This is a genomic window from Micromonospora sp. NPDC048868 (genome assembly GCF_043198195.1).
In the GTDB taxonomy this organism is placed as follows: Bacteria; Actinomycetota; Actinomycetes; order Mycobacteriales; family Micromonosporaceae; genus Micromonospora; species Micromonospora reichwaldensis.
On the sequence record NZ_JBICUN010000001.1, the window covers coordinates 342,668 to 361,239 of the forward strand.

Annotated in this window: 15 protein-coding genes, 1 tRNA gene and 2 pseudogenes; 7 read left to right on the forward strand and 11 right to left on the reverse strand. The window is 72.8% G+C overall.

Features of this window, described 5'->3' with window-relative positions:
• Nucleotides 1–40: 40 nt before the first annotated feature.
• Complete coding sequence (locus tag ACGFNF_RS01600) at nucleotides 41–1,867, reverse strand: sigma-70 family RNA polymerase sigma factor (RefSeq protein WP_393165043.1); 1,827 nt, start codon at nucleotides 1,865–1,867, stop codon at nucleotides 41–43.
• Between the two features lie 132 nt (nucleotides 1,868–1,999).
• Between ACGFNF_RS01600 and ACGFNF_RS01605 the strand changes: the two genes are divergently transcribed.
• Both ACGFNF_RS01605 and ACGFNF_RS01610 read left to right on the forward strand, forming a co-directional pair.
• Entirely contained in the window at nucleotides 2,000–2,872 is an 873-nt protein-coding gene (locus ACGFNF_RS01605; protein WP_393165045.1) for a hypothetical protein, read from the forward strand.
• A 173-nt stretch (nucleotides 2,873–3,045) separates the two neighbouring features.
• Nucleotides 3,046–3,354 carry a hypothetical protein gene (locus ACGFNF_RS01610; RefSeq protein ID WP_393165047.1) on the forward strand — a complete coding sequence of 103 codons (309 nt, stop codon included), beginning with the start codon at nucleotides 3,046–3,048 and terminating at the stop codon, nucleotides 3,352–3,354.
• 24 nt (nucleotides 3,355–3,378) lie between these two features.
• Here ACGFNF_RS01610 and ACGFNF_RS01615 read toward each other — a convergent pair whose 3' ends face one another.
• From ACGFNF_RS01615 to ACGFNF_RS01650, 8 genes and pseudogenes are all read right to left on the reverse strand, one after another.
• Nucleotides 3,379–3,936 (reverse strand): hypothetical protein, encoded by a 558-nt coding sequence (locus ACGFNF_RS01615; RefSeq protein ID WP_393165049.1) that lies wholly within the window; start codon nucleotides 3,934–3,936, stop codon nucleotides 3,379–3,381.
• Nucleotides 3,937–4,140: 204 nt separating this feature from the next.
• A tRNA-Val gene (locus ACGFNF_RS01620) sits at nucleotides 4,141–4,212 on the reverse strand.
• 79 nt (nucleotides 4,213–4,291) lie between these two features.
• Nucleotides 4,292–4,759, reverse strand: coding sequence for a peroxiredoxin (locus ACGFNF_RS01625; protein ID WP_121400357.1), 468 nt, complete (start codon nucleotides 4,757–4,759; stop codon nucleotides 4,292–4,294).
• Nucleotides 4,760–4,839: 80 nt separating this feature from the next.
• Nucleotides 4,840–5,277 (reverse strand): DUF3052 domain-containing protein, encoded by a 438-nt coding sequence (locus ACGFNF_RS01630; protein ID WP_132237238.1) that lies wholly within the window; start codon nucleotides 5,275–5,277, stop codon nucleotides 4,840–4,842.
• Between the two features lie 112 nt (nucleotides 5,278–5,389).
• Nucleotides 5,390–7,495 (reverse strand): annotated as a pseudogene (locus ACGFNF_RS01635) (transketolase C-terminal domain-containing protein); the annotation flags it as partial.
• A 177-nt stretch (nucleotides 7,496–7,672) separates the two neighbouring features.
• Nucleotides 7,673–8,056 (reverse strand): annotated as a pseudogene (locus ACGFNF_RS01640) (transketolase); the annotation flags it as partial.
• Nucleotides 8,057–8,107: 51 nt separating this feature from the next.
• The gene (locus tag ACGFNF_RS01645; RefSeq protein ID WP_393165052.1) at nucleotides 8,108–8,590 is read right to left on the reverse strand and encodes a MarR family winged helix-turn-helix transcriptional regulator; all 483 of its coding nucleotides are present in this window, start codon (nucleotides 8,588–8,590) and stop codon (nucleotides 8,108–8,110) included.
• 67 nt (nucleotides 8,591–8,657) lie between these two features.
• Entirely contained in the window at nucleotides 8,658–9,062 is a 405-nt protein-coding gene (locus ACGFNF_RS01650; protein WP_132237228.1) for a YjbQ family protein, read from the reverse strand.
• A gap of 185 nt (nucleotides 9,063–9,247) precedes the next feature.
• On the opposite strand from ACGFNF_RS01650, the gene aceE reads away from it, so the two are divergent.
• Complete coding sequence (aceE, locus tag ACGFNF_RS01655) at nucleotides 9,248–11,992, forward strand: pyruvate dehydrogenase (acetyl-transferring), homodimeric type (RefSeq protein WP_393165054.1); 2,745 nt, start codon at nucleotides 9,248–9,250, stop codon at nucleotides 11,990–11,992.
• Nucleotides 11,993–12,131: 139 nt separating this feature from the next.
• Here the strand turns inward: aceE and ACGFNF_RS01660 are convergent, their stop codons facing one another.
• Nucleotides 12,132–12,578 carry an SRPBCC family protein gene (locus ACGFNF_RS01660; protein ID WP_393165056.1) on the reverse strand — a complete coding sequence of 149 codons (447 nt, stop codon included), beginning with the start codon at nucleotides 12,576–12,578 and terminating at the stop codon, nucleotides 12,132–12,134.
• A 186-nt stretch (nucleotides 12,579–12,764) separates the two neighbouring features.
• On the opposite strand from ACGFNF_RS01660, the gene ACGFNF_RS01665 reads away from it, so the two are divergent.
• From ACGFNF_RS01665 to gltX, 3 genes are read left to right on the forward strand one after another with little or no spacing between them, the layout of a single operon-like run.
• Nucleotides 12,765–14,096, forward strand: a complete 1,332-nt coding sequence (locus ACGFNF_RS01665) for a GH1 family beta-glucosidase (protein WP_393165058.1) — start codon at nucleotides 12,765–12,767, stop codon at nucleotides 14,094–14,096.
• Entirely contained in the window at nucleotides 14,093–15,370 is a 1,278-nt protein-coding gene (locus ACGFNF_RS01670; RefSeq protein ID WP_393165060.1) for an MFS transporter, read from the forward strand. The genes ACGFNF_RS01665 and ACGFNF_RS01670 overlap by 4 nt, the downstream gene beginning before the upstream one ends.
• A gap of 48 nt (nucleotides 15,371–15,418) precedes the next feature.
• Nucleotides 15,419–16,828 carry a glutamate--tRNA ligase gene (gltX, locus tag ACGFNF_RS01675; protein ID WP_393165062.1) on the forward strand — a complete coding sequence of 470 codons (1,410 nt, stop codon included), beginning with the start codon at nucleotides 15,419–15,421 and terminating at the stop codon, nucleotides 16,826–16,828.
• Between the two features lie 184 nt (nucleotides 16,829–17,012).
• On the opposite strand, the gene ACGFNF_RS01680 is transcribed toward gltX, so the two are convergent.
• Nucleotides 17,013–17,660: a copper resistance protein CopC gene (locus ACGFNF_RS01680; protein WP_393165064.1), complete on the reverse strand. Its 648-nt coding sequence runs from the start codon at nucleotides 17,658–17,660 to the stop codon at nucleotides 17,013–17,015.
• 222 nt (nucleotides 17,661–17,882) lie between these two features.
• On the opposite strand from ACGFNF_RS01680, the gene ACGFNF_RS01685 reads away from it, so the two are divergent.
• A complete protein-coding gene (locus ACGFNF_RS01685) occupies nucleotides 17,883–18,533 on the forward strand; it encodes a hypothetical protein (protein WP_393165066.1) in 651 nt (216 codons plus the stop codon).
• Nucleotides 18,534–18,572: the final 39 nt, after the last annotated feature.

Consider the following 18,572-nt stretch of genomic DNA (forward strand, 5'->3'; position numbering starts at 1 on the left):
TCCTTTTCCACGGCCGTCCCGGCCAGCCCTGCCATCCCGGCTAGCCCGGTCGCACGCACGGGTCGGTGACCGTACGGGTCGCGCTCTGCGCCGTGCGGCCGTCCCCGGCAGTCGCCCGTACCGACCAGGTGAGCGTCGGCGCGCGCAGTTGCCCGACGCTCGCCCGCGCGGTCGTTCCGTCCACCGTCATCGCCCGGGTCGACGTCCTGCCCCCGGCGGGTGTCCAGCGCACCTCGGCGTTGCCGAGCGTGGCACTCCCGGTCGCCTGCACCACGAGGGTGTACGTGTCCGAGCCGCACCGCACGTGGGCGGTGGCGGAGACCGTGAACGGCGCCGCCACCTTGAGTGTGACGGTCGGCCGGGGCACGGCCGGAGGTCTGGTCGGTGCCGTGGTCGGTGCCGGTGCGGGGCCACCCGGCACGGCGTCGGGCGCGTCAGTCCGGGTGACCCCGTCGCCGTCCGCTGGCGTGACCACGGGCCCGGGTGTCGGACCGACGGCGCCGGCCGGCGGCGGTTCGGCGGCTGGCGTGCCGGTCACCGGGGCGGTGCCCGACGGCTGCGCGGAGGCGGGCGTCACCGGACCGCCGGCCGCCGGTCCGTGCGTCTCCGACACCGGCTGGCCGGCGGCGTCCTGCGCGGCGGTCGGGCGTCCGGGTGCCAGCGCCCAGGTCCCGAGTGCGGCGAGGAGGAGCAGCAGCGCCACGGACGCGGCCACCTGCCGGCGGTGCCGCTTGCGGTTCGCAGGCGAGGTCGTCCGCACAGGATGCGCCGCACCGCGCGACGCCACCGCACCGCCCGGAGCGGCTGCCACATCGTTCGAGGACGCTGCCACACCGGCCGAGGACGCTGCCGTCACACCGCCCGAAGGCCCCGCCGCCGCACCGTCCGGGGTCACCGGCCCGTTCGCCGCGGGCGTGGGCCCGTCGACCGCGCCATCCGCCGCAGGCCCCTCAGCGGCCTCCTGTGCCTGTGCTGGAGCCGGCAGCGCCGGATCGGCGGGCAGCGTCGGGTCGGCCGGCGCGGGGTCGGCCGTGACCGTGCCCGCCGGATCGGTTTCCGCGCCGGGTGCCGGATCGGCCGGGGCGCCGGTCGCGGCCTCGGCCAGTCGCGGCCACACCGAGTCGGCGACGACCAGAAAGGCCGGAGCCGTGTACGCCGACAGCAGCGCGGCTGGGCTGAGCTGTTCCCGCCGGAGCAGCCCGCACACCGCACAGCCCTCGATGTGCCGCGACACCCGCTTGCGCAGCGTCGGGGTGAGCCGGCCCTGCCAGCCGTCGATCAGGTCGGCGAGACCCGGGCAGTCCCGGGCTCCGGTGCGGGCCACCAGCAGCGCCCCCAGCGCCCGTTCGAGCTGCGAGCGGGCGCGCGACAGGCGGGCGTGCGCGTGGTTCGTGGGCACCCCGAGGGCCGCGCCGATGTCGGCGGACGACAGGTCGTGGCGGATGGCCAGATGCACCACCTCACGGTCGCCCGGGTTCAGCGCCGCCACCGCGCTGTGCACCAGGTCGCGTACCTGATCGGCGTTGACGCCCGTGCCCGGGTCGGCGATGTCGGCCGCCGGCTCGCCGGCCTCCTCCAGCGGCAGGGAGCGGGACCGCTCCCGCAGCTGCCGGAGGCACTCGGTGCGCACGATCGCGTACAGCCAGGAGCGCAGCCGGTCGGGCTCGCGGAGCTGGCCGATGCGCTGGCTGGCGGTGAGGAACGCGTCGTGGACGGCGTCCGCGGCGGCCTCCGGTTCGCGCAGCATGGTCCGGGCGTACGTGTAGAGCCGGTCGGCGTAGCGCCGGTACATGCCCTCCAGCCCGGCCCGCTCACCGCGGCGCACCGCCTCGACCAGCGTAAAGTCGTCCTGTGCCGCCGTGTCCATCGTGTCCCTCACTGCTCGTCGACGGGTCCAGTAAAGCGGCGGAAAATTTTTCTCCGAAGTTTCTGTTGGCATCCCGACCCGCCCCGACTCCTACCGGTGTCATCGCGACGAAGAACCCGAAGGGAAGACACCATGCGAGAAGGATCGAAGCACATCCGGTTGGCGCGTCGGACGGCCACTGTGGGCGGGGCCGCGCTGAGCGCGCTCGTCCTCGGCCAGCTGGCCCTCGCCGGGCCGGTGGCGGCGGTGCCCGGCCTGAGCGTCAAGACGACGACCGGCCCCAGCAACAGCAGCGCGAAGACGCAGAACGCGACCTGCCCGACCGGCACCAAGGTCATCGGCGGCGGCGGCGCGATCACCGGTTCCGGCCTCGGGCAGGTCGGCATGGACATCATGCGCCCGCTGATCGGCGGGGACGCGTACTCGGTCACCGGCCGGGAGGACGAGAACGGCGTCGGCGGCAACTGGGCGGTCACGGCGAACGCCATCTGCGCCACGCCGCCCGCCGGCCTGGTGATGGTCTCCGGCAGCTCGGCGCCCAGCTTCGGCACGTCGAACTGGTTCGAGAAGTCCTGCCCGGCAGGCAAGCACGCCATCGGGGTCGGTGGGGCGGTCGTCGGGGCGTCCAACAGCGAGGTCGTGCTGGAGGACCTGCGCATCCACCAGAACAGCGTCGTCGTGGCGGGCGCCGAGGACGGCACCGGATTCGCCGACACCTGGTGGCTGGACGCGACCGCGATCTGCGCCGACCCGCTGCCCGGCGAGCAGCGCGTGATCGACGACAGCGTCTACAGCTCCGCCGCCACCCAGTCGGTCACGGCCACCTGCCCGCCCGGGACGCGGGTGCACGGGGTGGGCGGCGAGATCCTCGGCGGCGACGGGCAGGTGCGCCTGACCCAGATGCGGGCCACCACCTCGACCGTCGTCACCGTCTCCGCCGCCGAGGACGAGAACGGTTTCAGCAGCAACTGGAAGGTGCGCGCGTACGCCGTCTGCGCGATCTGATCCACCACGACAACGGGCCGCCGGACCAGCCGGCGGCCCGTTTCGCGTACGGGTTCCGCGCGTTGCCGTCATGCACCGACAATCGTCACGGGGGCCCGGTGAACGGCTCTAGGATGGGGGCGACGGCCAACCGCTCGGCCTGCGAACAGTCCGCACGGCAAGGATGGATGCCCATGGACTCGGATTCAGATGACGTGACTCTCAGCCCTGCGGAACAGGAAGTACAGAACAAACTCCTGCGGGCGCTCGAAAAGGTGCAGACGATCTCGATGGCGCTCAACCGTGTCGAGCATCTCCTGAATCCCGCCAACCCGTACACGCCGGCCATGAACACACCGCCGGTGAAGGCACTGTTGGCCGAGGTGGATCCCGGCAGCACCGCCGAGACGCAGCGGGACGCCATGCTCAGCCTTCAGGAGAGACTCACCATCGCCAGGAACGAGTACCAGAAGGTGATGCAGGAGGCGGCGAAGTTCTCGTGATGACCGGCGCGAGCCGACGGAGGTTCAGCACCGCACCACGTAGCTGGAGCTGTAGTTCCAGGTCAGGGTGGCGTAGGAGAACCACTCCCGGTGCCAGTACCGGATCGTGGCGGTCGGGGTGGTTCCCTGGGTGGGGACCCAGCGTTGCCCGACGTACCGCTCGGTGACCGAGGAGGCCGGTGGCGTCATGTCGGCGCTGCTGGTGCAGTGGGCGGTGCCGGAGGCGCCGGTCGTCGCGAGCGTCGTGCTCAGGACCAGGGCGGTGCCGTTGCACTTGACCACCAGGCTGTTCCGGTAGTACAGGATGGACGAGCCGCTCGGCTGCTGCGCCATCCAGTACCGGTAGGTGAAGCTTCCGTTGCTCCGGCTCCCGATGAACGTCCAGGTCGTACCGATCGACGGGTTGGCGGGGTTCGGCTCGAAGAACCCGTTGGTGGAGCAGAACGCGTCGCCAGGCCCGGCGGAGGCGGGGGCCGCCACCACCGTGGGGGCGGCCAGGCCCAGGACCAGCCCGAGGATCAGGAGCAGGGCGGGTGGACGACGGCGGGGGCGGGAAGCGAGCGGGACCTGGCGGGGGGACATGGGGCCACCTCCAAGACGGGGTCGCCGGCTCGGCTTCGGCGGTGAGGTCGCCGGCTTCGCTTCGGCGCCGGGATCGCTCCCACGAGCGTAGGACGTTCGTGTCCTGGCGGGGCCCACTGACGGTGATCCGACAGCCGCCGGACACCGTGAAACGAAGCGGGCCGCCGGTCATCCGGCGGCCCGTTCCCGTGCTGGTCAAGGGTGTGGGCGCGGCAGGTTTCGAACCTGCGACCCCTCGCTTGTAAGGCGAGTGCTCTCCCACTGAGCTACGCGCCCGGAACGCCCGTACGGCGGGCCGGAGGGTGGCAAGCTTACCTTGCCCCCACCGGCCCGGTCGTGCGGCGTGCCCGGTCGGTCAGGCCGCGACGGCCTCGGCGAGGGCCTTGCGCCAGCCCTGCTGGTCGCGCGCCTCGCCCGGCATGTTCATCTCGGCGAAGCGGACCACGCCGGCCTTGTCGATCACGAAGGTGCCCCGGTTGGCGATGCCCGCGACGTCGTTGAAGACGCCGTACGACTGGGCGACCGCACCGTGCGGCCAGAAGTCGGCCAGCAGCGGGAACTGGTAGCCCTCCTTGTCGGCCCAGATCTTGTGGGCGTAGACCGAGTCGACGCTGACGGTCAGCACCTGGACGTCGTCGTTGACGTAGTCGTTGAGGTTGTCCCGCACCTCGCACAGCTCACCCTGGCAGATCCCGGTGAAGGCGAGCGGGTAGAAGACCAGCAGCACGGTGCGCTTGCCACGGAAGTCCGAGAGCCGGACCTCCTGGTTGTTCTGGTCCTTGAGCACGAAGTCCGGCGCCTCGGCGCCAACCTCGATCGGCATGCGAGCTCCTCAGGATGGGGTCGGATGGGCAACAGCCTGCCACACCCGGCAGCGGGCGCCGCCGGGTGATCGCCGGCGGCCTACTTCTTGCCCTTGGCCCCGCGGCGCAGGACGAGGCGGGCGCCGCTCCAGTCCCGGCCGGCGTTGACGGTGGAGGTCTGCTGGAGGCCGGCGGTGGGCGCGGACTCGGCGACCTCGCTCGGCTCGACGTGCCCCTCGCGCCCCGCCTTGGGCGTGAGCAGCCACACGACACCGTTGTCGGCCAGCGGGCCGAGGGCGTCGACGAGAAGCTCGAAGAGATCACCGTCACCATCGCGGTACCAGACCAGCACCGCGTCGACCACCTCGTCGGTGTCCTCGTCGACCAGATCTCCACAGCGGTCGGTCAGGGCGTCCCGGAGATCCTGGTCGACGTCGTCGTCGTACCCCATCTCCATGACGACCATCCCCGGTTCGATCCCGAACCGGTCCGCCAGGCTGCGTACCCCGTCGGCGGCCTGACCAGCGGTCGCGCTCACTGTCGCGTGCCTCCTCATCTCATCCTTGCCCGCGGCGTCGCGTCGACGCCGTCAGGCAAAGTCCACACAGTTGTGGCTCCCCGCGCAAGTGGCGCACCGGGTGGAACGGAATTTACCGTGCCAGAAGCGTGCGGGCACCCTGGGTAATTGCTTGCTCGGAGACCAGAACCTGTCGGGCCGCCGGACCTAATGGTACAAAAGAGTCAACTCCGGCCACCCGGCGCGCCGCTCCGACATAGCCGGCATCCACCAGGGCCGCGATGACTCCCTCGCCGACCCCGCCGGAACGCCGGGTCTCGTCCACGACCAGCACCCGGCCGGTCGCCGCCGCCTCCCGGATGATGTCGGCCACCGGCAGCGGGGAGAGCCAGCGCAGGTCCACCACGCGGGTGCCGACCCCCTCGTCGGCGAGTGTCGCCGCCGCGCGCAACGACATCGGCACCCCGTTACCGAACGTGATGATCGTGACGTCCTCGGCGGAGCCGACGCCGTAGACGCGGGCCCGTCCAATCGGCACGTGACCGCCGGTCCACGCGCCAGGCTCGGCGTAGTGGGACAGCCACTCACCGTCACCGTCGGCGTACAGGTCGCGGGTGTGGTAGAGCGCGATCGGCTCCAGGAAGACGCAGACGCTGCCGTCCACCGCCGCGCTGGCCAGGCAGGTGCGCAGCATGGGCGCGGCGTCGTCCGGCCGCGCCGGCACCGCGATCACCAGGCCCGGCACGTCCCGGAGTACGGCCACCGAGTTGTCGTTGTGGAAGTGCCCCCCGAAGCCCTCCTGGTACGCCAGCCCGGCCACCCGCACCACCATCGGGTTGCGGAAGGCCCCCTGCGAGAAGAACTGCATCGTGGCGGCCTCGCCACGCAGCTGGTCCTCGGCGTTGTGCAGGTACGCCAGGTACTGGATCTCGGGCACGGGCAGCATCCCGGCCAGCCCGGCGCCGAGCCCCAGCCCGAGGATCGAGGTCTCGTCGAGAAGCGTGTCGAAGACCCGGGCCACGCCGAAGCGGTCCCGCAGCCCCTTGGTCACCCCGTACACGCCACCCTTGGCGCCGACGTCCTCGCCGAACACCGCCATCTGCGGATGGTCGAGCATCCCGTCGGCGAGCGCGGCGTTGATGCTCTGCGCCAGCGTCAGCGGGCCGGTCAGCTCCGGCGGCTTCCCGCCGAACGCCTCCGCCCGGGCACCGGCGCCGGGGCCCCCGGCCCGCGCCGCCGCGTCCGCCACCGCCCGGGCGAGGCGTGCCGGCCGGCGCGGGGCCAGCGGGGCGACCACGTCGGCCGGTGCGGTCAGCTTCGGCTCGTCCAGCACCTCCTCGGCGATCCGCCGCACCTGCCAGCCGATCTCGTCGTACCGGGCCAGCAGCTCCTCGCCGGTGGCGAGGCCCGCCCCCACCAGCAGCCGTGCCGTGGCGGTCAGCGGATCCCGGGCGAGGTCGGCCGCGATCTCTCCGGGGCTCCGGTACGCGGTCTCGGCATCCGCGCCAGCGTGTCCCATCAGCCGTACGGTCGACAGATGCAGCACGGCGGGGCGTCGGTGCCGGCGCACCCAGGCCGCCGCCTCGGCGGCCGCCTCGTACGCCTGCGGCAGGTCGCCGCCGTCGGCGGAGAAGTAACGGACCCCCGGCTTCGACCGCAGGGTGGTCTCCACCCACCCCTTCGGGGAGCGGACGCTGATGCCGAGGCCGTTGTCCTCGCAGACGAAGAGCACCGGGATGCGCAGGCCGGTGTGGTCGTACCAGCCGGCGGTGTTGAACGCGGCCGTGGCACTGGCGTGGTTGACCGACGCGTCGCCGAACGAGCAGACCACGATGGCGTCCGGCGGCCAGGAGGTGTGCGTGGCGCCCCCACCGCCGCTGGCCGGCACCCCGTCCCGCCGACCGGAGGTGTCCAGCCGGCGCAGCCGTTCCACGGCCAGCCCCATCCCGACGGCGCGGGGCAGGTGCGAGGCGATCGTGGAGGTGGTCGGGACGACGGCCAGGTCGGCCCGGCCGAAGACCTTGTGCCGACCGCCGGCGAGCGGCTCGCTGCTGGAGGCGACCATGCCCCGCAGCACGTCGCGGGCCGCCTCGGCGTACCCCGGGTGGAGCGGCCGGTCCACGGCGGACCCGGCGCCGCCGGTCGGCTTCCCCGGGTCGGCGGCATCCGGCACGGAACCGTCGCCGGGGCCATCCGGGTCGCCCGGCGCGGCCTCGACGGGCCCGTCGGCCGCCGCCGGCCGGTCGGTGCCGCCCCGCCCGACGTCGAACCGCCCGGCGTCGAACCGCTCGGCATCGAACCGCTCGACGTCGGACCGCTCGACGTCGAACCGCTCGACGTCGAACCGCTCGACGTCGAACCGCTCGGCGTCGAACCGCGCACCCGAGGGCTGGTCGGCCTCGGGCCGGTCGGTCCCGTCCCGGTCGACCTCGGGCCGGTCGGTCGGCGTCCACCCGGCGGCCTGGGCGGCGCGGACGCAGTAGAAGGCACCCGAGCGGTAGTGCAGCAGCGCCGGGTCGGTGGCGCGCAGCGCGGCGGCGACCGCGGCGTTGCCCTCGTGGCCGGCGGAGCCGATCGTGTAGTAGCCCTCGCCGAAGCTGCGCAGCCACCGGCCGGCCAGGTCGAGCTGGCGGCTGATGGCCTGCGCGTCGAAGAGGTCCAGCGCCCGCGCGCCGGTCAGCGTCGTGTCGTCGGTGACCGGCCGTGCGGGGTCACGCCGCTGCGACGGGGTGGCCAGCGCGGCCAGCGTCTCCCGGAACCGGTCGTCGAGATCTTGCGGGGTGGTCACGTCGGACAGCATTACCGACGAGCGGCCTGTGCGCCCACTCGGACACGAACGACGCGGTGTGGGTCAGTCGTCGTCGCACCGCTCGGGGCAGCCGCCGTCGGAGACCTTCCAGACCAGCTCGCGCAGGGTCGCCAGCTCCTCGACGGTGAGCCCGGCGAGCAGTCGGGAGTCCGACATGACCTGGTGCACGCGGGCCCGCACCCGCCGCCCGGGCCCGGTCACCACCAGCGTCCTCTGCCGCCGGTCGGCGGGGTCGGCGTGCCGCTCGACCAGCCCGGCCCGCTCCAGCTTGTCGACCAGGGCGGTGACGTTGGAGCGGTCGCAGCCCAGCCCTTCGGCGAGGTCGCGGGCCGGCAGCGGCAGGTCGGGGTCCAGCTCGTGCAGCGCCCGGGCGGTCGCGGGGGTCAGCCCCAGCTCGGCGATCTCCCGGTCCTGGTGGTGGCGCAGCGCGGCGGCGACGTGCGTGATGCGGCGTACGACGTCGCCGGCCAGCGCCGCGCGGTCGGCGGGATCCGGCGGGACGGAGGGGACGGGCTGCGGCGCCATGCCTCATATCCTACGCGCGTCAAAAGTTGAGCAGCTCCACCATCGGCGGTTCGCGCGGAACCCGCCGTCAGCCAGGGAGGAACGAGAAGCGGACGGTCCGGGTGGGGTTGTCGCCGTTGGGGTCGACCAGGCAGACCGACTGCCAGGTGCCCAACGCCAGCCGGCCGTCGACGACCGGCAGCGTCGCGTACGGGGGGACGAACGCCGGCAGGACGTGGTCGCGCCCGTGGCCGGGCGAGCCGTGCCGGTGCCGCCACCGGTCGTCGGTGGGAAGCAGGTCGTCGAGCGCGGCCAGCAGGTCGTCGTCGGACCCCGAGCCGGTCTCGATGATCGCCAACCCGGCGGTGGCGTGCGGCACGAAGACGTGCAGCAGGCCGTCGCCCTGCCCGGCGACGAACCGCTCGGCCTCCGCCGTGATGTCCCGGACGGTCGGCCGGGCCCCGGTCTGGACGGTGATCACCTCACTGCGCATACGGCGCATTCTGCCCGAGCGGGCGGTCGCCCGCCCGGTTCCTGCCGGGCGGGCCGGTTGCGCAAAGTTACCGGCGGGTACCTGTGTCGCGCGTCGCGTCTCCGGGCGGTGGGCGTGACGACAGGTGCCACCAGGGGGCAGGATGGCGCTAGAGACCTATCCCACACAGAACCGAGGGAACGCCTGTGGCTACGGAACGCAAGCGCCCGGTGATCACCGCTGGTCTGCCGAGCCAGCTTCCGGACATCGACCCTGAAGAGACCAGCGAATGGGTCGAGTCGCTCGACGGTGTCATCGACGAGCGCGGGACAAAGCGCGCCCGCTACGTCATGCTGCGCCTGCTGGAGCGGGCCCGCGAGCGCCAGGTCGGGGTGCCGTCGCTGACCACCACCGACTACATCAACACCATCCCGCCGGAGCACGAGCCGTGGTTCCCGGGTGACGAGCACGTGGAACGGCGGATCCGGGCGTACGTCCGGTGGAACGCGGCCATGCTGGTGCACCGGGCGCAGCGTCCCGAGATCGGCGTCGGTGGGCACATCTCCACCTTCGCCAGCTCGGCCTCGCTCTACGAGGTGGGCTTCAACCACTTCTTCCGGGGCAAGAACCACCCGGGCGGCGGCGACCACATCTTCTACCAGGGCCACGCCTCCCCCGGCATGTACGCGCGGGCGTACCTGGAGGGGCGGCTGACCGAGCACCAGCTCGACGGGTTCCGCCAGGAGCTGTCGCACCCGGGCGGCGGCCTGCCGTCGTACCCGCACCCGCGGCTGATGCCGGACTTCTGGGAGTTCCCCACGGTCTCGATGGGCCTGGGCGGGCTGAACGCGATCTACCAGGCGCGCTTCAACCGCTACCTGCACCACCGGGGCATCAAGGACACCTCGGACCAGCACGTGTGGGCCTACCTGGGCGACGGCGAGATGGACGAGCCGGAGACGCTCGGCGCGATCGGTGTGGCCGCCCGCGAGGAGCTGGACAACCTCACCTTCGTGATCAACTGCAACCTCCAGCGGCTCGACGGGCCGGTGCGCGGCAACGGCAAGGTCATGCAGGAGCTGGAGGCGTTCTTCCGGGGCGCCGGCTGGAACGTCATCAAGGTGGTCTGGGGCCGGGAGTGGGACCCGCTGCTCGCCGCGGACACCGACGGCGCGCTGGTCAACCTGATGAACACCACGCCCGACGGTGACTACCAGACCTACAAGGCGGAGTCCGGGGCGTACGTCCGGGAGCACTTCTTCGGCCGCGACCAGCGGACCCGCAAGATGGTCGAGGACCTCAGCGACGACGAGATCTGGAACCTCAAGCGGGGCGGGCACGACTACCGCAAGCTCTACGCGGCCTACAAGGCGGCGATGGAGCACACCGGCCAGCCGACCGTGATCCTGGCCAAGACGATCAAGGGCTGGACGCTGGGCTCGCACTTCGAGGGCCGCAACGCCACGCACCAGATGAAGAAACTGACGCTGGAGGACCTGAAGACCTTCCGCGACCGGCTCTACCTGGACATCCCGGACAAGGCGCTGGAGGACAACCCCTACCTGCCGCCGTACTACACGCCGGGCGAGAAGTCCGACGAGATCGCGTACCTCAAGGAGCGGCGCCAGCAGCTCGGCGGCTACCTGCCGTCGCGGCGCTCGGGCCAGAAGCGGCTGGCCATCCCCGGCCCGGAGCGCTTCGCCGACGTCAAGCGCGGCTCGGGCAAGCAGAAGGTGGCCACCACGATGGCCTTCGTCCGCCTGCTCAAGGACGTGATGAAGGACAAGGAGTTCGGCAAGCGCTGGGTGCCGATCATCCCGGACGAGGCCCGCACCTTCGGCATGGACTCGCTCTTCCCGACGCAGAAGATCTACTCGCCGCACGGCCAGCGCTACACCTCGGTCGACCGGGAGCTGTTCCTGTCGTACAAGGAGTCCACCGGCGGGCAGATCCTGCACGAGGGGATCAACGAGGCCGGCTCGGTCGCCTCGTTCACGGCGGCGGGCTCGGCGTACGCCACGCACGACGAGCCGATGATCCCGATGTACATCTTCTACTCGATGTTCGGGTTCCAGCGCACCGCCGACGGGCTGTGGGCCGCCGCCGACCAGATGGCCCGGGGCTTCCTGCTCGGCGCCACCGCCGGCCGGACCACGCTCAACGGTGAGGGCCTCCAGCACGAGGACGGCCACTCGCTGCTGATCGCCGCCACCAACCCGGCGGTGGTCGCGTACGACCCGGCGTTCGCGTTCGAGATCGCGCACATCGTGGAGAACGGCCTGCACCGGATGTACGGCGAGGCGCAGGAGAACGTCTTCTACTACCTGACGATCTACAACGAGCCGATCCTCCAGCCGGCGGAGCCGGAGGGCGTGGACGTGGAGGGGCTACTCAAGGGCATCTACCGCTACTCCCCCGCCCCGTCGGTGGGCGACGACGCGCCGAAGGCCAACGTGCTCGCCTCGGGCACGGGCATGCAGTGGGCGATCAAGGCGCAGCAGCTGCTGGCCCAGGACTGGGGCGTGGCCGCCGACGTCTGGTCGGTGACCTCCTGGACGGAGCTGCGCCGGGACGCGGTGCAGTGCGAGGAGCACAACCTGCTCAACCCGGGCGCGGAGCAGCGGGTGCCGTACATCCAGCAGAAGCTGGCCGACGCCGAGGGCCCGAAGGTCGCGGTCAGCGACTGGATGCGCGCGGTGCCGGACCTGATCGCCCGCTGGGTGCCCGGCGACTACACCTCGCTCGGCACGGACGGGTTCGGCATGTCCGACACCCGGCACGCCCTGCGCCGGCACTTCCACGTCGACGCCGAGTCGGTGGTGGTCGCGACGCTGCGGCAGCTCGCCATGCGCGGCGCGGTCCCGGCGAGCGTGCCGGCCGAGGCGGCCAAGAAGTACGCCATCGAGGACGTGAACGCGGCCCCGGTCGGCGAGACCGGCGGCGACAGCTAGGACGTACGAGACGAAGGGCCCGGCGCTTCCCGCGCCGGGCCCTTCGTCGTCCGCCGACGAGCGAACCGGCGGTGGTCCGGAGTCCCTGGCGGGGACACCGGGCCACCGCCGTCGCGGGTGGCGCCAGGACGTGCCCGGCTCAGCCGACGGCGGCCAGATCGGTCAGCCGGGCGAGCGAGTCCTCCAGGTCGGCGCCGACCCTGCGCAGGCCGAGGCGGAGCAGGGCGGCCTTGACCGGACCGGCCGGCCAGCGTACGACGATGAGCCGCACGATCGTCCCGCCCTCCTCCTCGTCCGCGGTGAGCTGGACGTAGATCTCGGTGCGCGCCTCCGCCCGGGCACCGGCGCCCTTGGCGCGTTCGCGCCAGCCGATCAGGGTTGGTTCCTGAAAGGCGATCACCTCGGCCTCATGCGCGGCGCCACGTCCGGCCTGGACGAGTTGTCGGCGCCCGAAGCCCTCTCCCGAGAGCACCTCGGCCGCACGGACCCCCGCCAGCCAGGCCGGCAACTGCTCGGCCCGCTGCACGACGTCCCAGACCGCTTCCACCGGCGCCATCACGTGCGCACTGCGTTCCACGAGGATCATTTCCGTCTTTCCTCCAGTGAGGACATCCCACGATATCGGCACTCTATGCGCAAATTCGGACGTATACGGACGGGTTCGGAAAAGACACGCCGAAATCCATTGCGCTACGACGCCGGACGGCCTATGGCGCATCGACCGGCCGCCCCCTAGAGTCGCGAGCACGATTCATGTACGACGGGAGGGCGCATGTCGACCGCAGCGATGCCCGAATTCCCCGCCGGATTCCGCTGGGGAGTGTCCACCTCCGCCTACCAGATCGAGGGCGGCGTCGACGAGAACGGGCGGGGAGCGTCCATCTGGGACACCTTCGCCCACACCCCCGGCCGGGTCGCCGACGGCAGCACCGGCGACGTTGCCTGCGACCACTACCACCGGCACGCCGAGGACGTCGCGCTGCTGGCCGGGCTGGGCGTCTCGGCGTACCGCTTCTCGATCGCCTGGCCCCGGGTGCGGCCCACCGGCGACGGCCCGGTCGACGCGCGCGGGCTGGACTTCTACGACCGGCTCGTCGACGACCTGCTCGCCCACGGCGTCGACCCGGTCGCCACGCTCTTCCACTGGGACCTGCCGCAGGCCCTCGAGGACGCGGGCGGCTGGCTGAACCGGGACACCGCCCACCGCTTCGCCGAGTACGCCGACGCGACCGCCGCCCGCCTCGGCGACCGGGTGAAGCTCTGGATCACCCTCAACGAGCCCTTCATCCACATGAGCCTCGGCCACGGCACGGGCGAGCACGCCCCCGGCCGGACGCTGCTCTTCGACGCCTTCCCGGTGGCCCACCACCAGCTGCTCGCCCACGGCCTCGCCGTCGCCGCGCTGCGGGCGCGCACCACGAGCCCGGTCGCCATCGCGAACAACTACTCGCCGGTGCGCATCGCCGGGGACACCGACGCCGACCGGGCGGCCGCCACGGCGTACGAGGCGCTGCACAACCGCCTCTTCACGGACCCGCTGTTCGGCCGGGGCTACCCCGCCGAGCTGGGCTTCGACACCGCCGTGGTGCGCGCCGGCGACCTCGACGTGATCGCCGCGCCGATCGACGTGCTGGGGGTCAACTACTACAACCCGACCGGGGTACGCGCCCCGCAGGAGGGCTCGCCGCTGCCGTTCGAGTTCGTGCCGCTCGACGGCTACCCGCGCACCGCCTTCGACTGGCCCGTGGCCCCGGACGGGCTGCACGACCTGCTCGGCTGGCTGCACCGCACGTACGCCGACGACCTGCCGCCGATCCAGGTCACCGAGAGCGGCTGCGCGTACGACGACGCGCCCGACGCCGACGGGCGGGTGCACGACCCGGAGCGCATCGCGTACCTCGACGGGCACCTGCGCGCGGTACGCGCCGCGATGGCCGAGGGCGTCGACGTGACCGGCTACTTCGTCTGGTCGCTGCTGGACAACTGGGAGTGGGCGGAGGGCTTCACCAAGCGCTTCGGCCTCGTGCACGTCGACTTCGACACCCAGCTCCGTACGCCCAAGTCCTCGTACGCCTGGTTCCGTGACCTGATCGCCCGGCCGTGACCACCGTCGATCCGACGCCCGCGTCGCTGCCGGCGGCGCTCGCCGAGCCGACCGTGCCGGTCCGGCGGGGCTGGATCGCGCTGATCTTCGCCGCGAACCTCGGGGTCTGGATGGCGTTCTTCACGCCCATCCAGGTGCTGCTGCCGCAGCAGCTGGAACGGATCGCCCCGGCCGACAAGGAGACGGCGCTCGCCCTGGTCACCGGCCTCGGCGCGCTCGCCGCGGTGCTCGCCAATCCCCTCGCCGGGGCGCTGTCGGACCGCACCTGCCTGCGGCTGGCCGGGCGGGAGTTCGGCCGGCGGCACGTCTGGACCGCCGGCGGTGCGCTGCTCGGCGCGGCGGCCCTGGTGCTGCTCGCGCAGCAGCGCACCGTCGCCGGGGTCGCGCTCGGCTGGGTCGCCGCCCAGGTCTGCTTCAACGCGATGCTGGCCAGCCTGACCGCCGCCGTGCCGGACCGGGTGCCGGTCGCCCAGCGGGGCGGCGTCTCCGGCTGGGTCGGCATCCCCCAGGCGCTGGGGCTGGTGCTCGGGGTGGTGCTGGTCACCGCCGTGGTGAGCGGCACCGCCGCCGGCTACCTGGCGATGGCGGCGGCGGTACTGCTGCTGGCCCTGCCGTTCGCGCTGCTCACCGCCGACGACCCGCTGCCCCGGGCGCACCGGCCGGCGCTGCGGTGGCGCGCCCTGCTCGCGTCGATGTGGGTCTCGCCGCGCCGCCACCCCGACTTCGGCTGGGCCTGGATCACCCGGTTCCTGGTGCAGCTCGGCAACGCGCTCGGCACGCTCTACCTGCTCTACTTCCTCACCGACGAGGTGCGCCACCCCGATCCCGAGGGCGGGCTGCTGGTGCTGATCCTGCTCTACACGGCCGGCCTGGCGGCCACCGCCGTGGTGGCCGGCCGGCTGTCGGACCGCTCCGGCAAGCGGAAGGTCTTCGTCATCACCGCCGGCGGGATCATCGCGGTCGCCGCGCTGCTGCTCGCCGTCGCCCCGGTCTGGCCGGTGGCCGTGGCCGCCGCGCTGCTGCTCGGTGCCGGCTACGGCGTCTACCTGTCGGTGGACGCCGCGCTCATCACCCAGGTACTGCCCGCCGCGAACGACCGGGCCAAGGACCTGGGCGTGATCAACATCGCCAACTCCGCCCCGCAGGTGCTCGGGCCGGCGCTCTCCGCCCCGCTCGTGGTGCACCTCGGCGGCTACCCGGTGCTCTACGCGGTCACCGCGGCGGTCACCGTGCTGGGCAGCGTCCTGGTGCTGAAGATCCGCTCGGTGCCCTGAGCCGCACCCCTGGCGGAATCCGGTCGCGCGCCGCCGTAGGCTGGAGACGTGACGGTACGTGTGCGCTTCGCCCCCTCCCCGACCGGTATGTTCCACGTCGGCGGTGCCCGCTCGGCGCTGCAGAACTGGATCTACGCCAAGCAGCAGGGCGGGGTGTTCGTGCTCCGCGTCGAGGACACCGACGCGGCCCGCAACAAGCCGGAGTGGACCGAGGGCATCCTCTCCGCGCTGGACTGGATCGGCATCGAGCGCGGCGGCTACGAGGGCCCGTACTTCCAGTCGGAGTACGCGGGCGAGCATCGGGCCGCTGCCGCGCGGCTGCACGCGTCCGGCCGCGCCTACTACTGCGACTGCACCCGCGAGGCCGTACAGGCCCGCACCGGCTCGCAGTACCAGGGCTACGACGGCTTCTGCCGGGACCGGGGCCTGTCGGCCGGCGAGGGGCGCGCCCTGCGCTTCCGTACCCCCGACGAGGGCGAGACCGTGGTGGTCGACCTGATCCGCGGCGAGCCGACCTTCGAGAACAAGCTGATCGAGGACTTCGTCATCGCCCGGGGCGACGGCTCGCCGGTCTTCCTGCTCGCCAACGTGGTCGACGACATGACCATGGGCATCACCCACGTGATCCGGGCCGAGGAGCACCTGCCCAACACCCCGAAGCAGCAGCTGCTCTGGGAGGCGCTCGGGGTCAAGCCGCCGATCTGGGCGCACGTGCCGGTGGTGGTCAACGAGAAGCGGCAGAAGCTCTCCAAGCGCCGGGACAAGGTGGCCCTGGAGGCGTTCCGGGACGAGGGCTACCTGGCCGCCGCGATGCGCAACTACCTGATGCTGCTCGGCTGGGCGCCGTCGGGCGACCGGGAGATCGTCGAGTGGTCGGTGATCGAGCAGGAGTACCGGCTGGAGGACGTCAATCCCTCGCCGGCGTTCTTCGACGAGAAGAAGCTCCGCGCGTTCAACGGCGAGTACATCCGGGCGCTGCCGGTCGAGGAGTTCGTCGAGGCCTGCCGGCCGTGGCTGACGGGCACCGGCACCATCGCCCCGCCGCCGTGGCAGCCGGAGGAGTTCGACGCGGACGCCTTCGCGGCCGTGGCCCCGCTGGCGCAGACCCGGATCGCGCTGCTCAGCGAGATCGTGCCGAACGTCGACTTCCTCTTCCTCGCCGCGCCCCTGATCGACGAGGCCGCCTGGGCCAAGGCGATGAAGGAGGGCTCGGCGGAGCTGCTGGACGCCGCCACTGCGGCGTTCGAGGCGCTGGAGTCGTGGGACGCCGAGACGCTGAAGTCGACGCTGGAGGCGGTCGGCGCCGAGCGCGGGCTCAAGCTCGGCAAGGCCCAGGCGCCGGTGCGCGTCGCCGTCACCGGCCGTACCGTCGGGCTGCCGCTGTTCGAGTCGCTGGAGGTGCTCGGCCGCGAGCGCACCCTGAGCCGGCTGCGCGCCGCCCGGGTCCGCCTGTTCTGAGCCGGGCCCGTTCCCGGCGGCCACGACCGCCCTGCCGGGACGGCCCGCCCCCGCGCCTGCGACGCCGCCGCCACCTCGGTCCGCGACCTCCGGCTCCGGCTCGGGGTGGTGCCTGACGGCGGCGTACCCGCTCAGCGCCCGGACCCGTGGGTCCGGGCGCTGAGGCATCCCGGGCTCGTGCCGGTCAGCGGCGGGCGGAGCGGCGGCGCAGCAGCAGGCCGGCGGCGAGGGCGGCCAGGAGAAGCACGCCGCCGAGCGCCCACAGCCAGCCGCGCCCGGCCGCGTCGTCGCTCTCCTTCGCCGCGGGCACCGCGGACCCCGGCGTGCCCGCGCCCGTCGGATCGGGTGCGGCCGAGGTCGGCGCGGCGCCGGACGGAGGCGGTACGGCCGACGCCGGGGCGCTCGGGCCGGCGGTGCCCGCGCCCGTCGGCGACTCGGCGGGGGTGCCGGTGGTCAGGGTGAACCGCACCTCGCCGGAGACCGGGTGCCCGTCGCTGGACGCCAACTGGTAGCCGACGATGTAGAGCCCCGCCCGGCCCGGCTTGAACGGGACGCTCACCCGCGAGCCGGAGAAGGCCGGCGCGCCGCCCAGCGCGGCCACGTTGTCCGGACCGGTCACTGTGATCTTCGTCGTATTCGGGTCCGCCTTCGCCAGGAAACGCAGCTCGATCCGGGACGGCGCCTCGGCCACCCGGGCGCCGTTGCGCGGATCGCTGCCGGTCAGCGAGTTGTGGGCAGCCGCCGGCGCGGCCGGCAACACCAACGACACACCGATCGCCACGCCGACCACCACTGGCCAGGTGAGCGCCACACGTGGGAACCTGCCCCCCATGAACCCCTCCGTAAAGGTACGATCCGCCCGCTGATCCACGGCTACCGTTCATTGGTCGGGCCGGGATCACAGATAGTTCCAATTACTGTTCCACGAGCTGCAACCGATCGACGTTCTGCGCAGTCTTGAGGGTGGCACCCTGCACGGGTTCGGTCACCCCCGTCAGCCAACCAACGCGTGACCTGCAGCAAGCCATCCATCGAACGGGGCGAGGAGGCGGCGATGGTCCGAACGATGCGGCGGCTGGTCGCGGTGTTGGCGGGCGGGCTCGCGGCGGCGGTCCTGTCGCTCGGTTCCGCCGGGACGGCGACGGCGGCGCCGAAGACCCCACCGGCCGGAGTGGAGATCACCGGGCACGGGCTGGCGGAACCGCTGCGGCTGCGCGCGGAGGCCCAGCCCGCGCACGTGGTGGCGATCATCGACCAGGTCAACTTCCTCGGCCGCACGGGGCAGCCCAAGGGCCCGAAGGCTGCCGACCTCGGTCCGAAGTACACCGTCGTGGTGTTCGCCGGTGACGTCGCGAAGCAGACGTACGACCTCTACCCGAAGGCGGTCGGCGGGCCGCGCGTCTTCCGCCCGGCCAAGCAGCCGGACGCCCGCAAGACCGCCGCAGGCTGGTTCCTCGGCCGGCTCAGCATGTCGGAGACCCTCCGCACGGCGGGCGTGCCGCTGGAGCGGCAGTTCGACACCGTCAGTGGGGGCGTGGGCGGCGGCGAGCGGGTCATCCCGGAGGACGCCCTCAACCCGGCGAAGGACATCGACGAGGCGCTCGGCGAGTTGCAGCGGCTGCTGCTGCTCAACGTCGCGGTGGTGCTCGTCATCACGTCGGGGCTCGCCGGGATCGCGCTGCTGGTCCGCCGCCGCACCCGCTGAGCCCGCCGCCGGCGCCCGCCGGATGGCCGGCCCCGGGCG